Below are 12,133 nucleotides of genomic sequence, written 5' to 3'. Positions count from 1 at the left end.
TCTTCTAGACGCTGAGGGCGTGAAGCCCCGCGCCGTGCTGTCTCAGCCAGGCGCGGTGCGGTGCCGGGTCCCCGACCAGCCGGGCCACCACCGCCCAGAAGCGGGGGCTGTGGTCGCCGTGGACAAGGTGGGCGACCTCGTGCGCGGCCAGATAGTCCAACACGGCGGGCGGGGCGAGGATCACCCGCCAGGAGTAGCGGATCGTGCCCCGGCCCGGAGTGCAGGAGCCCCAGCGCGAGCGGGGGTCATTGATCGACACCTTCGGCAGGGGCAGGCCCAGCGTGAGGCAGTGAGCCTCGGTCCGGGCCATCAGCACCTCGCGCGCGCGCCGCTTGAGGAAGGTCAGGATGCGCCGGCTCCAGGCCGCGCCCTCGCCCCCCGCCGCCAGAACCGGGCCGTCCGGGGTGTCGGTCATCCGCGCCGCGCCTGCACCGGGCAGGGTCGCCAGGGTCACGTCCTCGCCCTCCACCGACAGCCGCTGCCCGGGCGCGAGGCCGACGGGGGCGGGCCGGTCGGCCAGCCGTTCGCGGATCCAGTCCGTGCGGGTGCGGGCAAAGGCGATGGCATCCACGAGCCTGCGCTCACTGGGCGCCACCAGAACGGCCTCACCCGCGCGGACGTCGATGCGGATCGACACCCGCCGGGCCCGCCGGTTCACCGACAGGCGCAGCGGCGCGCCGTCCGCCTCGAGGCTAAGCCGCTGCCCGTCGCGATACGCCACCGGCGGCCTCGTTGCGGGCGATGAAGTCGCGCACCCGGGGGTAGATGTCATCGCGGAAGCGCCGGCCGTTGAAGACGCCGTAGTGGCCCACCTCGGGGTGGACATACAGTTCGCGCCGGTCCTCGGGCACATTGGGGCACAGGCCGTGCGCGGCCTGGGTCTGGCCGACGCCGGAGATGTCGTCCTTTTCGCCCTCGACCGTCATCAGGCCGATGTCGGTGATCTTGGACAGATCGACCTTGCGCCCCCGGTGCTCCAGTTCGTTCCTGGCCAGCAGGTGGTTCTGGAAAACGATGTCGATGGTCTGGAGATAGAATTCCTCGGTCAGGTCCAGCACCGACAGATATTCGTCGTAGAATTCCTCGTGCTTCTGGACCTCGTCGCCGTCGCCGGCCACCAGGTTCTGGAAATAGTCGTGCTGGGCGTCGCGGTGGCGATCCTCGTTCATCGACATGAAGCTGTAGAGCTGGACAAAGCCCGGATAGACCCGCCGCCCGGCGCCCGGATAGGGCAGGGGCACGGTGTGGATCATGTTCGACTTGAACCAGGCGAACGGCCGCGCCTCGGCCAGACGGTTGGTCACGGTCGGCGACAGCCGCGCATCGATGGGCGAGCCCATATAGGTCATGCTGAGCGGCCGGTGCGGGTCCTGGTCCTCGGCCATCAGGGCACAGGCGGCCAGCACCGGCGGCCCGGGCTGGCAGACGCCCACGACGTGCACGCGCGGGCCGATGGCGGTCAGCATCTCGCGGATGTGGTCGATATAGTCGAAGAAGTCGAAGCGGCCTTCCAGCATGGGCACCTGACGGGCGTTGACCCAGTCGGTGACATAGACGTCGTGGTCCTGCAGGAAGCCCTCGACCGTCCCGCGCAGCAGGGTGGCATAGTGACCCGACAGGGGCGCCACGATCAGCACGGCGGGACCATCGGCCGGCTTGCCCGCCCGCTTGAGGTCGCCGAGATCCCGGGCAAAGCGGATCAACCGGCACCAGGGCGAGGTCCAGAGGGTCTGCTGGGTGGTCCGTACCGGCTGATTGTCGACGGTGACCACATCCAGGTTCCACGCCGGCTTGCCATAGCGGCGGGTCAGCCCCTCGAACACCTCGGCCGCGGCATAGGCGGTGCGCCCGATGGCGGTTTCGGCGGCCGGATTGAACGGGGAGGACCAGAAGGACCGGGCCAGCTGGGCGCCCAGTCGATACGGCGCGGCGGAGTAGTAGGAGAATTCGTGAAGGGAATAGAGCATGCGTCTCTTCAAAAGGCGGCCCGCCGGGCCTGCCGGGGCGTCAGGACGGACCTGACAGTGCAGCGCAGCATAGTTCGCCAGGCACTGCAAAAGGATTATCAGCCGCAGAGGTTCCCGGGCGTTCACACACCCGTGAGGGGAACGCGCACGCCGAGGCGCCCGTCCGCAGGAGCGGCGGGTTGGAGGGCAGGCGGAGCGCCGGGCCTTCGCCCGGAGAAGATCTGTTTTACCGTTTCGACGAAGACAGACGCTCCGCGCGGTGGTTTTCCGGAAGCTTGCGTCGGGTGGCCGTGTTCGGGCCTTACCGCAGCGCCTCCGACGGGCGGGCGGGGCCTGCACCCCGTCCCGGAACGGCCGAGTATCCCCCTCGACCCTTGCCCCGATCACGCACCCGGAGGCGGTGACGGGGGTGCTTGAAGGTGGGCCTAACGCTCGCGACGCGGTCGCTCGCTGCTTGAGGCCCCTCCAACCCCGCTCCATCCGCTCCCGCCGCTCACAAGGTCGCAGGCCTTACGAGCCCTCCGTGCGACGGGACGGGGGAAGAGTGGCACAGGCGTGGGGTAGGGAGGGCAAGTCGGGGCGGGAGACGGGAGGGGTGTTGAAAGGGCGGGGGAATTCGGGGGCGGGTGTGATGGCTGGGGGCATTCGGTTAGCAGTCCTTCTGCGGATGGGAGAAGGTGGCGCGTGAGCGCCGGATGAGGGTCGGCGGCTTCATTCGGCGACAGCCGTGGCAGGATCGGTGCGACGGCTCGCGCCGAAGGCCACGGAGAGACCCTCACCCCCCGCCCCCTCTCAGGCTCCGCGCTGCCCTTCGGGTCCCAACGGAGAGGGGGAGAAGAAAACCGTCTGAACCGTCTGAACCGTCTGATTTCGTACCTCCTTCGGTCGGGCCGCGTGGCAACCGGACAGTATGGGCGAGGCGAGGGGCAGGTCGCGGAGAACGGTGCGAGAAACGACCGGGGTGTTGAAAGGGCGGGGGTTTTGGGCGGCGGCTGTCACACTACCCGTCTCCTCCCTGACGAAGTTGGGGAGGTGGCACGGTGCGCAAGCGCCGTGACGGAGGGGCTTTTGAGGCTCTGAACGGGGTGAAGAACCCCTCCACCACTCCGTGGTCCCCCTCCCCATCAAAGATGGGGAGGAGACGTCGTCTGGCCGATTGAACCGGACGGGCGGCTCGCGGCACCTTATCTTTCAGAGAGCGGGAGTTTTCCTTCATGTCGCCGCGTCCATCCGACAAGGCCCGGCTGTTTGAAGCCTATCTGGTCGCCGCCGCGCGAACCGGGGATGCGGCGGCGCGGGGGCGGCTGGTCGAGGCGTGGCAGCCGCGGCTGATCGGCCATGCCTGGCGGCTGACCGGCGATAGCGAGATGGCCCGTGAGGCGGTGCAGGACGGCTGGGTCGAGATCCTGCGCGGGCTGGGAGGCTTGCGCGACGAGCTGGCCTTTCCGGCCTGGGCGCTGCGGATCGTGACCCGGCGGTGCCGGCGCCTGGGCGGGCGGCGCGGCCGGGATCGGGCGCGGGAGACCGGGCTGGACGACCAGATGGCGGCCACTGATCGCGAGTTCGGGCCCGATGTGCTGGTCCGGCAGCATATGCGGCGGGCCATCGATGCCCTGCCGCCGGACCAGAGGGCGGCGCTGGCGCTTGTCTGCCTGCACGAACTGAGCGTCGCCGAGGCGGCGCTGGCCCTCGATGCCCCCGAAGGCACGATCAAGACGCGCCTGATGCATGCGCGGCGCAAGCTGCGCGACCACCTGACCCTTCAAGGAGTGACCCCATGACCGACGATATCGACACCCTGATCGCCAATACCCTCAAGGAGGAGGACCGGGCCCTGCTGGAGCGGGCCGGGGCCGAACCGGGATATTTTCATCAGCTGGGGGAGGCCTTTGGCGGTCCGACCGGCTGGGTCAATGTCGTGCTGCTGGTCACCCAGACGGTGCTGTTTATCGGCGGCGTCTGGGCGGCCTGGCGGTTCTTTCAGGCGACCGACGGGCTGGAGGCCCTGCGCTGGGGCCTGCCGTCGGCGGTGCTGATCCTGGCCTCGCTGATGCTGAAGCTGGCGATCTGGCCGGCCATCCACGCCAACCGGACCATCCATGCGCTGCGGCGTCTGGAGCTGCAGTTGGCGCTGCGGCGGCAGGACTGATCCGGATCAGCCCCGGGCTTTCACGCGGCGGAAAATGTCGGCCGCGGTCTCGGGGCCGAGCTCATAGTTGAGGGTCTGGCGCGCCTTGCCGTCCGGGCCCATCAGCCAGATGGCGAGCGAGTGGTTCATCGTATAGGCCTCGCCCTCGCCGGACTTGCTGTAGAAGACGTCATAGGCATCGGCGGCGGCGGCCACCTGTTCCGGCGTGCCGGTCAGGCCGATGACGCCCTCGGGAAAGCCGTCGGACGACAGATAGTCCTTGAGCGCCTGCGGCGTGTCGCGGGCGGGGTCGACCGAGACGAAGATCATCTGCAGATCCTCGCCGTCCGGACCCAGTTCGGTCTTCAGCGCCTGAAGGAAGGCCAGGGTGGTCGGGCAATAGTCGGGGCAGTAGGTGAAGCCGAAGAAGACCAGGCTCCATTTGCCGTCCAGCAGGGTCTGGTCGACCGTCTCGCCGTCCTGGTTGACCAGGGTGAAGGGGCCGCCGGCGGTCGGCTGACCCTCGACGCCGGCCTCGATCGCCTGACCGGCGGTGCCCGCGCGCGTCTCGCCCCGGCCCTGCACGACTATCAGGGTCACCAGCGCCAGAGCGGCGGCGATGCCGAGGCAGACGGCGGCAAGCGCGACGACGGACTTGCGGGGCATGGAGTGCTCCTGAAGGGTTGCGGCGTCGGGACGTCTCGCCCCGGGTGTCGGCCCGGGTCTATAGAGGGGATGTGGAGACGTTTGAAGCGGATAAAGGGCCGCAGGGCCCGGGGCTGAAAGGCTGGCGCAACCTGCCCCGGCGGAGCCGTGGCCTGTCGCTGAGGACGCTGATCATCCTGCGCTGGATGGCCATCGCCGGACAGAGCGCGACCATTGCCGTGGCCACCGCCGGGTTCCATTTCGACCTGCCCCTGTGGCCGTGCCTGACGGTGATCGCCGCGAGTGCGGTCATGAACCTGCAGGCGACGCGGCGGCTGAAACGGCCCGACCCGCCGCTGGCGGACGGGGGGCTGACGGCGGCCCATCTGGGGTTCGACATCCTGCAGCTGACGGTGTTGCTGGGCCTGACCGGGGGGCTGCAGAACCCCTTCTGCCTGTTGCTGGTGGCGCCGGTGACGGTGGCGGCCGCCTCCCTGCCCGGGCGTCAGGCGCTGGCGCTGGGCCTGCTGGTCTTGCTGGCGACGGTGGGGCTGTTCTTCTGGGCCATGCCCCTGCCGTGGCAGGCAGGGACCGAGCTGGCCCTGCCCGCGCTTTACCGGTTCGGGATCGGGCTGGCGCTGGTCACCGGGGTGATCTTTACGGCCGCCTATGCCTGGCGGGTGGCGGCCGATGCCGAAAAACTGGAGCTGGCGCTGACCACCACCCAGGATGTGCTGCAGCGCGAGCAGCGGCTGGCGGCGCTGGGCGGGCTGGCCGCTGCCGCCGCCCATGAACTGGGCACGCCGCTGGCGACCATCCAGATCGTGGCCAAGGAGCTGAAGCGGGCCTTTCCCGCCGATGCCCCCGCCGCTGAGGACGCCGCCCTGATCCTGGAGCAGGCCGAGCGATGCCGGCTGATCCTGCAACGCCTGTCGCAGCGGCCCGAGGATGGGGATGCGCTGTATGACGACATCGCGCTGAAGGCCCTGCTGGAAGAGGTGGCGGCGCCGCACAGGGGCTTTGACCTGGAGTTCGAGATTGCGGTCAGGGTGGCGGACGGATCGCCGCCGCCGCGCATCCGCCGGATGCCGGAGGTGATCCACGGCCTGTCGACCCTGGTCGAGAATGCGGCCGATTTCGCCAGCGCCGGGGTGGAGCTGACCGCCTCGGTCGATGCGGGCTGGATCGAGATCGAGATCGTCGATGACGGGCCGGGCTTTGCCGCCGACATCCTGCCCCGGCTGGGCGAGCCCTATGTAACCAGCCGTCCGCAGGGCAAGGCGCGACGCGCCCTGGCCGCCCAGATTGCCGCCGCCGCCATGCCGAAGGCTGCACGCCGGACCGGGCGCAGCAAGGAGGCCGTGCCGCCGGAGACCGTCTCGCCCAGCCAGGGCGGCATGGGGCTGGGCTTCTTCATCGCCCGCACCTTGCTGGAGCGGACAGGCGGCAAGGTGTCGATCGGCAACGGCCCGGCGACCCGTGGCAGGGCACGGGGCGCCCGGGTCAGCGTGCGCTGGCCGCGCGAGGTGCTTGAGCCCGGTCCAAGTGTCGCAGGCCCGACAGGACACCTTGACCGGAAGCGGCCCCATAACGACGTGATCGGCACTGGAGACACATCATGACAGACACCGACCCCCGTATCACCCGGCTGGACGATCGCTCGCTGCTGGTGCTGGATGACGACAATGCGCTGCGGACCCGGCTGGGCCGCGCCCTGGAGTCGCGGGGCTTTGAGGTGACCACGGCCGCCTCGATCGCCGAGGCGCAGGCGGCGCTGGGCGAACGGGTGCCGGCCTTTGCCGTGCTGGACATGCGGCTGGAGGACGGCAACGGCCTGAAGATCGTCGAGGCCATCCGCGAGCGCCGCGACGATGCCCGGATCATCATGCTGACCGGCTATGGCGCCATCGCCACGGCGGTGGCGGCGGTCAAGGCCGGAGCGGTCGACTATCTGCAAAAGCCCGCCGATGCGGACGATGTGGTCAAGGCCCTGCTGGCCACCGGCGACGCGCCCGAGCCGCCGGACAATCCGATGAGCGCCGACCGGGTGCGCTGGGAGCATATCCAGCGCGTCTATGAGCTGTGCGACCACAATGTCTCGGAGACGGCGCGGCGGCTGGGCATGCACCGGCGGACCCTGCAGCGCATCCTGGCCAAACGCGCCCCGCGCTAGACGGGTCGGCGAAAGGCCGCCAGACGAGCGAAGGCGATGGTCAGGGCCTTGCGGCGCGCTGGCGCCAGCGGCTGGGGCCCCGAGTCCCGCAGGATCGCCCCGCCGAAGTCGTCGGCAACGATCAGTCCCACGTCCTCGGGCAGGACGGTCTGCGGGAAACTGGTGGCGACCGCGAAGTAGAACCGATCGCAGAAGGGGGCATAGTCGCCCCACTTCCGGTCGCAGCGGTAGTCCTCGAGGCTGGACTTGACCTCGCAGATGACGATTTCGCCGCGCGGGCCCAGCGCCATGACGTCGGCGCGCCGGCCGTTGGGCAGGGCCACCTCGACGAGCGGCGCATGGCCCAGGTCGACCATCAGCCGGGCCACGCCCCGGGTGATGCGGCGCGTGGTCTCGGGCCGGGGGCCGTCGACGGGCGACAGGCTGAGCGTGAGCAGCGGGGTGGCGGACATGCCGCCACTATGTTCCGCCTATGTTCTGCATTCAAGCGGGGCCTTAGCGGCCCGTGTGCACCGTGCGACGGGTGTCAAAGCCCAACTGACCGGCGCGGGAGACGAGGCGGCTGCGCTCGGCGGCCGAGGGGCTGGCGCTGCGGTGCCAGATCCACCAGTTCGACTTGTCCGGCAGGCCCATGATGGCCCAGCTGTAGTCCGGGGCGTGGTCCCAGACCCAGTAGTTCTGCCCCGCCAGACCGCCGAAGCTGAGCAGGCCGGTCAGGGTGAAGCGGAATTTGGCGTTGGTGGCCGTGTCGGTGACGCGGGCGTTGGCCCGGAGCGTCTCGACCTCGCCGTCCGCGGTGCGGGTGCAGGCCACCGACAGGGAATAGCGCCCGGCGCGGGACTGCGGCGTGAAGTCGATCTGGGCGCGGCTGCAGTCCTTTTGCACATTGTTCGGATTGCGCACGACCTCGAACCAGCGGCCGTCGAAACGGTCGAGATTGACGTTCGAGGCCTGGGCCAGGACGGGGGTCGACAGGGCCATGGCGGCGACGGCGATCGGAGCGGCCATCAGGCGGGACAGGGACATCGGGTGTTCCTTGTGCAGTGAAAAGGTCGGAGCAGTTACGCGCCGGATCGCGGTTCGGTTGCTTCCTCACCCCCGAGCGCGGGCCGTCCACTGTTCGCGTGACTGGCCCCAGCGGTCGACAATGGCATCCTGATAGGGCTCGGGCAGGCGTGTCCGTCCCTGATTATACGATCCCAGCCGCTCGGCCAGCATGCAGGAGGCCCGGTTGTCCGGGTCGATCGTGTGAATGACCTCGGTCCAGCCCAGAATGTCGAAGGCATAGTCCATCGTGGCGGTGGCGGCCTCCAGCGCATAGCCCTTGCCCTGGGCATCCGGGTGCAGCGACCAGCCGACCTCCGGACCCGGCCAGCCCTCGGGCTGCCAGGGGCCGATCCGGCCCAGCCACTGTCCGGTTTCCCGGTCGAGCACCGAGAACATGGCCACCCCTGTCAACGCCCAGGCCCCCGCCATGCTGATCATGCCGCGCCAGGCGACGGCGCGCGGCTGCACCCCGCCGATGTACCGGGCCGCCTCTTCATCGGCCATCATCTCGGCCCAGCGGGGAAAGTCGGACAGGGCGGTCGGGCGCAGGATCAGGCGCGCGGTCTCGATCCACGGGCCGGGGGCGACGTCATCGGTATCGGCAGGGGTCACAGCGGATATTCCTTCTCAAGCACATAGGTCCCGCCGTGCGGGCCGGTCACGCTGGACCAGAGACCGAAATGGTCCAGCCGGAAAGCGGGCGATTGCAGCAGGTTGTGGCCCTGAATCCAGGCCGCCAGCCGGTCGTCGCGCACGGTCGGCTTGAGATAGGCCAGGGTGACATGCGGGTGGTAGGTCCGGCGCGGAGGATCGAGCCCCGCCCGACGGCCGGCCGCCTCGCAGCGCGCCGCCAGCGCCGTCAGCCGCTCGTCCGGGGCAACGCCCGCCCACAGGGTCCGCGCCCGGTGCCCGTCACCGAAGGCGCCGACGCCCGACAGCGACAGGCTGAGCGGGCCGCGCCCGGCGGCCCGGACCAGTTCGCCATCCAGATCATCAGCCTGACGAAGCGTCATTTCGCCGTAGAAGCTGAGGGTGATGTGCAGGGCCTCGGGCGGGCGCCAGGCGGCACCGGGCAGGCCGGTCTGGCGCCGGACCAGCGTCTCGGCGATGTCAGGCGGCACGGCGAGGGCGGTGAACAGGCGGACCATGCGACCCTTGGTAGCGGCCCCGGGCGCGCGCTCCAAGTCCGGTTTCCCTTGCGTGACCGGCCACGGCTGACGATATTCATACGCAAAGGCGGCGATCGTGCCGCACGACCCGTGGGAGACACGCTCGAATGAACGAATTCCGGAACCCTGCGCGCCCCCTGCCGCGAACCGCCGACATGGCGATGGACGCGGGTCTGCGCGCCTTCATGCTGGGGGTCTATAACAAGCTGGCCCTCGGCCTCGTTGTGGCCGGTGCGCTGGCCTATGTCACCGGCAATGTGCCGGCGGTCGGACAATATCTGTTCGCCGTGGGACCCGATGGCCGTATCGGCCTGACCATGCTGGGCATGATCGTCCAGTTCTCGCCGCTGGTGATGCTGTTCGGCTCGATGTTCTTCATGAAGAACCCGACGGCCGGCGGGGTGAACCTGCTGTACTGGGCCGTGGTCTCGACCATCGGCGCGGGCATGGGCGTGCTGTTCCTGATCTATACGGGCGGCTCGATCGCCTCGACCTTCTTCATCACGGCCGCCGCCTTCGGTGCGCTGAGCCTGTTCGGCTATACGACGAAGAAGGATCTGTCGGGTCTGGGGACCTTCCTGATCATGGGCGTCATCGGCCTGGTGATTGCCATGGTGGTCAATATGTTCCTGGGCAACGGCATGCTGGCGCTGATCATCAGCGTGATCGGCGTGCTGATCTTCTCGGCCCTGATCGCCTATGACACCCAGCGCCTGAAGATGACCTATTACGCCCTGGGCGGTGACCAGGCAGCGATGGCCGTGGCCACCGGCTTCGGCGCGCTGAGCCTGTTCATTAACTTCGTGAACCTGTTCCAGTTCCTGCTGGCCCTGCTGGGCGGCCGCGAATAAAAGACGGCCTACACACAGGCGAAAATCGAGGCCCCGGTGGAAACGCCGGGGCCTTTTTCATGGGGTCTGTTTCCTGGGGGTCAGTCGATCACCTGAAACCGGCGGGCGTCGAAGACGCGTAGCACCTGGGCCAGGTCGCGTCCCCGCTTGAGCACCTGACCGCCCTGGCCGATGACGGCCCACTGGCCCTGTCGGGTCTGCAGCGCCGGGCGCTTTTCGACGCGGTAGAGGGGCGCATCCCCCGAACGGGCATAGACGGCGAACTCGGCCACGTCCGCCCCGCCCACGAGGCTGTAGTCGCGCCAGTCACCGGCCGCGACCAGACGGCCATAGACCCGCAGCAGCTGATCCAGTTCACGACGTTCGAAAAAGACCGGCCCCTTTGCGGCGAGGGGCCCTGAACTGTCGTGTGACGCGCTGCTCATGGGGGAATCCTAGCGCGCCCTGCGGCAAAGGCCAGAGGGGCCCGGATCACCCCTGCGCGACCGAAAAACCATGGCTATGGGAAAAAAATGACAGGGCCATGAAAACGCCCCCATTTGGTCCTTCGTCCGCCGCCTTGCAGAGAGAGAAAGACACATCGGCCCGCTGGAGCCCGGAGCGATCCTGGATCCTGAACAGCCCCCCCAGCCCCCCGGGTTCCTCCCCCCAAGGGTTTCAGTGGGCCGACGCTTCCTCCAAGCGAGCATCGCCCGTTCCGGCCATCCCCCTCCCCCCCAGGCCGGAGCGGGCGTTTGCGTTGGCGGGGGCCGTAACCCGGTCCCCGCCAGCCTTACCCCTCCAAAAACCGGGCCCCTCAGAAACTCAGGGATTGAGCGTCAGATCGACGGTCTCGCCGGCGCGATGCACCCGCAGCCGGATCGGGCGGCGATCCGTGCCGAGCGCCGTGGCCAGGGCCTGCAGGCTGGAGACATCGCGGCCATTGACCGAGACGACCAGATCGCCCGCCACCAGACCGGCGGAAGCGGCCGGTGTGCCGCCCTCGACCACCTCGACCACAAGGCGGTGATCCTGTCCGCCGCGTTCGCCGCTGCGGGCCTCGCGGAAGCCGGCGCCATACGCCGTCAGAGCCTCTCGCCCCAGGGCGATTCCTCCGGCCTCGGACATTTCGACGACCACCGTCGTCTGCTGCTCGACCCCGTCACGCAGATAGACGACGTCGAGGCGGCTGCCCGGCGCGGCCACGCCGACGGTCGCCAGCACCGAACCGGCATTGGCCACGGGGCGCGACTGGACCCGGACGATCACATCATCGGGACGCAGGCCCGCCGCCTCGGCCGGTGAGCCGGGGGCGACGTCGCGCACCACGGCGCCGCGCACGATGTTCAGGCCCAGGTCGCGGGCCGAGGTGGCGTTCAGCGAGCTGAGCAGGGCCCCGGTTCCGCCGCGCCGGACCTCGCCATTTTCGCGGATCTGGCCGACGACGTAGAGCATGATGCGGGTCGGCACGGCGAAGGCGATGCCGTCATTGCCGCCGCCGCCGCCCGACAGGATGGAGGTGTTGATGCCGATCAGCCGTCCGCGGCTGTCCAGCAGCGGCCCGCCCGAGTTGCCGGAATTCACGGCTGCATCGGTCTGGATATAGTCCTCGACCGCATCACCGAGGCCCGAGCGGTTGAGGCCCGAGATGACACCCATGGTCAGGGTCTGGTCGAGACCCAGCGGATAGCCGACGGCAAAGGCCAGATCGCCGGTGCGGAGGGTGTCGGAATCGGCCACCTCGACCTGGGCAAGGCCGGTGCCCTCGATGCGCAGGACGGCGATGTCGGTGGCCTTGTCCGTGCCGATCAGGACCGCGTCGAACAGCCTCCCGTCGGCCAGATCGACGGTGAATTTCGAGCCGCCCTCGATCACATGGTTGTTGGTGACGATGATGCCCTGACCGGCATCGATGATCACGCCCGATCCCGTGGAGACAGGCTGGGCCTCGGTATCCGCCGAGCGGGGGCCGCTGGACTGGCCCAGGGTGGTCACCTGAACGACCGCCGGCAGGGTGCGCTCGAGTCCTTCGGCGAAGCTGAAGACCCCGCGCGCCTCATCATAGGGCAAGGGCGTGGACTGGGCCCAGGCCACGTCCACCGGGACGCTCGCCATGCCAGTGACCAGCACGGCCGCGACCGACAGTTTCAGCAGGACAGACCGACGCATCACAT

General features: G+C 69.2%; 14 protein-coding genes. 5 read left to right on the top strand and 9 right to left on the bottom strand.

From position 1 onward, the window contains the following. Positions 1–4: 4 nt before the first annotated feature. Both V7672_RS08285 and V7672_RS08280 read right to left on the bottom strand, forming a co-directional pair. A complete protein-coding gene (locus V7672_RS08285; RefSeq protein ID WP_335624123.1) occupies positions 5–721 on the bottom strand; it encodes a M48 family metallopeptidase in 717 nt (238 codons plus the stop codon). Next, positions 693–1,967 (bottom strand): polyhydroxyalkanoate depolymerase, encoded by a 1,275-nt coding sequence (locus V7672_RS08280; RefSeq protein ID WP_335624122.1) that lies wholly within the window; start codon positions 1,965–1,967, stop codon positions 693–695. The genes V7672_RS08285 and V7672_RS08280 overlap by 29 nt, the downstream gene beginning before the upstream one ends. Positions 1,968–3,181: 1,214 nt before the next feature. Between V7672_RS08280 and V7672_RS08275 the strand changes: the two genes are divergently transcribed. Continuing rightward, entirely contained in the window at positions 3,182–3,748 is a 567-nt protein-coding gene (locus V7672_RS08275) for an RNA polymerase sigma factor (RefSeq protein ID WP_335624121.1), read from the top strand. Further along, entirely contained in the window at positions 3,745–4,116 is a 372-nt protein-coding gene (locus V7672_RS08270; protein ID WP_335624120.1) for a DUF6768 family protein, read from the top strand. Before V7672_RS08275 ends, V7672_RS08270 begins: the two co-directional genes overlap by 4 nt. Positions 4,117–4,122: 6 nt before the next feature. Here V7672_RS08270 and V7672_RS08265 read toward each other — a convergent pair whose 3' ends face one another. Next, the gene (locus V7672_RS08265) at positions 4,123–4,761 is read right to left on the bottom strand and encodes an SCO family protein (protein WP_335624119.1); all 639 of its coding nucleotides are present in this window, start codon (positions 4,759–4,761) and stop codon (positions 4,123–4,125) included. Between the two features lie 71 nt (positions 4,762–4,832). Here V7672_RS08265 and V7672_RS08260 point away from each other — a divergent pair, with 71 nt between their 5' ends. Both V7672_RS08260 and V7672_RS08255 read left to right on the top strand, forming a co-directional pair. Next, complete coding sequence (locus V7672_RS08260) at positions 4,833–6,362, top strand: ActS/PrrB/RegB family redox-sensitive histidine kinase (RefSeq protein ID WP_335624118.1); 1,530 nt, start codon at positions 4,833–4,835, stop codon at positions 6,360–6,362. Further along, positions 6,359–6,913: an ActR/PrrA/RegA family redox response regulator transcription factor gene (locus tag V7672_RS08255; protein ID WP_305484563.1), complete on the top strand. Its 555-nt coding sequence runs from the start codon at positions 6,359–6,361 to the stop codon at positions 6,911–6,913. The genes V7672_RS08260 and V7672_RS08255 overlap by 4 nt, the downstream gene beginning before the upstream one ends. Here the strand turns inward: V7672_RS08255 and mmcB are convergent. The 4 genes from mmcB to thpR form a co-directional block, all read right to left on the bottom strand. Further along, positions 6,910–7,365, bottom strand: a complete 456-nt coding sequence (mmcB, locus tag V7672_RS08250; protein ID WP_335624117.1) for a DNA repair putative endonuclease MmcB — start codon at positions 7,363–7,365, stop codon at positions 6,910–6,912. The two genes, V7672_RS08255 and mmcB, sit on opposite strands and share 4 nt — an antisense overlap. 43 nt (positions 7,366–7,408) lie before the next feature. Continuing rightward, the gene (locus tag V7672_RS08245; protein ID WP_335624116.1) at positions 7,409–7,939 is read right to left on the bottom strand and encodes a lipocalin family protein; all 531 of its coding nucleotides are present in this window, start codon (positions 7,937–7,939) and stop codon (positions 7,409–7,411) included. Between the two features lie 66 nt (positions 7,940–8,005). Then, the gene (locus tag V7672_RS08240) at positions 8,006–8,572 is read right to left on the bottom strand and encodes a GNAT family N-acetyltransferase (protein WP_335624115.1); all 567 of its coding nucleotides are present in this window, start codon (positions 8,570–8,572) and stop codon (positions 8,006–8,008) included. Further along, a complete protein-coding gene (thpR, locus tag V7672_RS08235) occupies positions 8,569–9,108 on the bottom strand; it encodes an RNA 2',3'-cyclic phosphodiesterase (RefSeq protein ID WP_335624412.1) in 540 nt (179 codons plus the stop codon). The genes V7672_RS08240 and thpR overlap by 4 nt, the downstream gene beginning before the upstream one ends. A 128-nt stretch (positions 9,109–9,236) precedes the next feature. Between thpR and V7672_RS08230 the strand changes: the two genes are divergently transcribed. Beyond that, positions 9,237–9,980, top strand: coding sequence for a Bax inhibitor-1/YccA family protein (locus V7672_RS08230; protein ID WP_335624114.1), 744 nt, complete (start codon positions 9,237–9,239; stop codon positions 9,978–9,980). 80 nt (positions 9,981–10,060) lie between these two features. Here the strand turns inward: V7672_RS08230 and V7672_RS08225 are convergent, their stop codons facing one another. Continuing rightward, positions 10,061–10,405 carry a DUF2794 domain-containing protein gene (locus tag V7672_RS08225; protein ID WP_335624113.1) on the bottom strand — a complete coding sequence of 115 codons (345 nt, stop codon included), beginning with the start codon at positions 10,403–10,405 and terminating at the stop codon, positions 10,061–10,063. A 379-nt stretch (positions 10,406–10,784) separates the two neighbouring features. After that, on the bottom strand, positions 10,785–12,128 hold the full coding sequence (locus V7672_RS08220; RefSeq protein ID WP_335624112.1) for a trypsin-like peptidase domain-containing protein: 1,344 nt from the start codon (positions 12,126–12,128) through the stop codon (positions 10,785–10,787). Positions 12,129–12,133 lie beyond the last annotated feature (5 nt).

The sequence above is a fragment of the Brevundimonas sp. genome (genome assembly GCF_036963785.1).
Taxonomy (GTDB): domain Bacteria; phylum Pseudomonadota; class Alphaproteobacteria; order Caulobacterales; family Caulobacteraceae; genus Brevundimonas.
The sequence above is the reverse complement of the archived record's forward strand: the minus strand, read 5'-3'. Positions and strand labels throughout refer to the sequence as shown.

Excerpts from the sequence above, each read along its gene's own strand:
- mmcB (WP_335624117.1), bottom strand. The coding sequence starts at position 7,365 with ATGTCCGCCACCCCGCTGCTCACGCTCAGCCTGTCGCCCGTCGACGGC.
- V7672_RS08280 (WP_335624122.1), bottom strand. The coding sequence starts at position 1,967 with ATGCTCTATTCCCTTCACGAATTCTCCTACTACTCCGCCGCGCCGTAT.
- thpR (WP_335624412.1), bottom strand. The coding sequence starts at position 9,108 with ATGGTCCGCCTGTTCACCGCCCTCGCCGTGCCGCCTGACATCGCCGAG.
- V7672_RS08265 (WP_335624119.1), bottom strand. The coding sequence starts at position 4,761 with ATGCCCCGCAAGTCCGTCGTCGCGCTTGCCGCCGTCTGCCTCGGCATC.
- V7672_RS08270 (WP_335624120.1), top strand. The coding sequence starts at position 3,745 with ATGACCGACGATATCGACACCCTGATCGCCAATACCCTCAAGGAGGAG.
- V7672_RS08220 (WP_335624112.1), bottom strand. The coding sequence starts at position 12,128 with ATGCGTCGGTCTGTCCTGCTGAAACTGTCGGTCGCGGCCGTGCTGGTC.
- V7672_RS08245 (WP_335624116.1), bottom strand. The coding sequence starts at position 7,939 with ATGTCCCTGTCCCGCCTGATGGCCGCTCCGATCGCCGTCGCCGCCATG.
- V7672_RS08255 (WP_305484563.1), top strand. The coding sequence starts at position 6,359 with ATGACAGACACCGACCCCCGTATCACCCGGCTGGACGATCGCTCGCTG.
- V7672_RS08275 (WP_335624121.1), top strand. The coding sequence starts at position 3,182 with ATGTCGCCGCGTCCATCCGACAAGGCCCGGCTGTTTGAAGCCTATCTG.
- V7672_RS08230 (WP_335624114.1), top strand. The coding sequence starts at position 9,237 with ATGAACGAATTCCGGAACCCTGCGCGCCCCCTGCCGCGAACCGCCGAC.
- V7672_RS08225 (WP_335624113.1), bottom strand. The coding sequence starts at position 10,405 with ATGAGCAGCGCGTCACACGACAGTTCAGGGCCCCTCGCCGCAAAGGGG.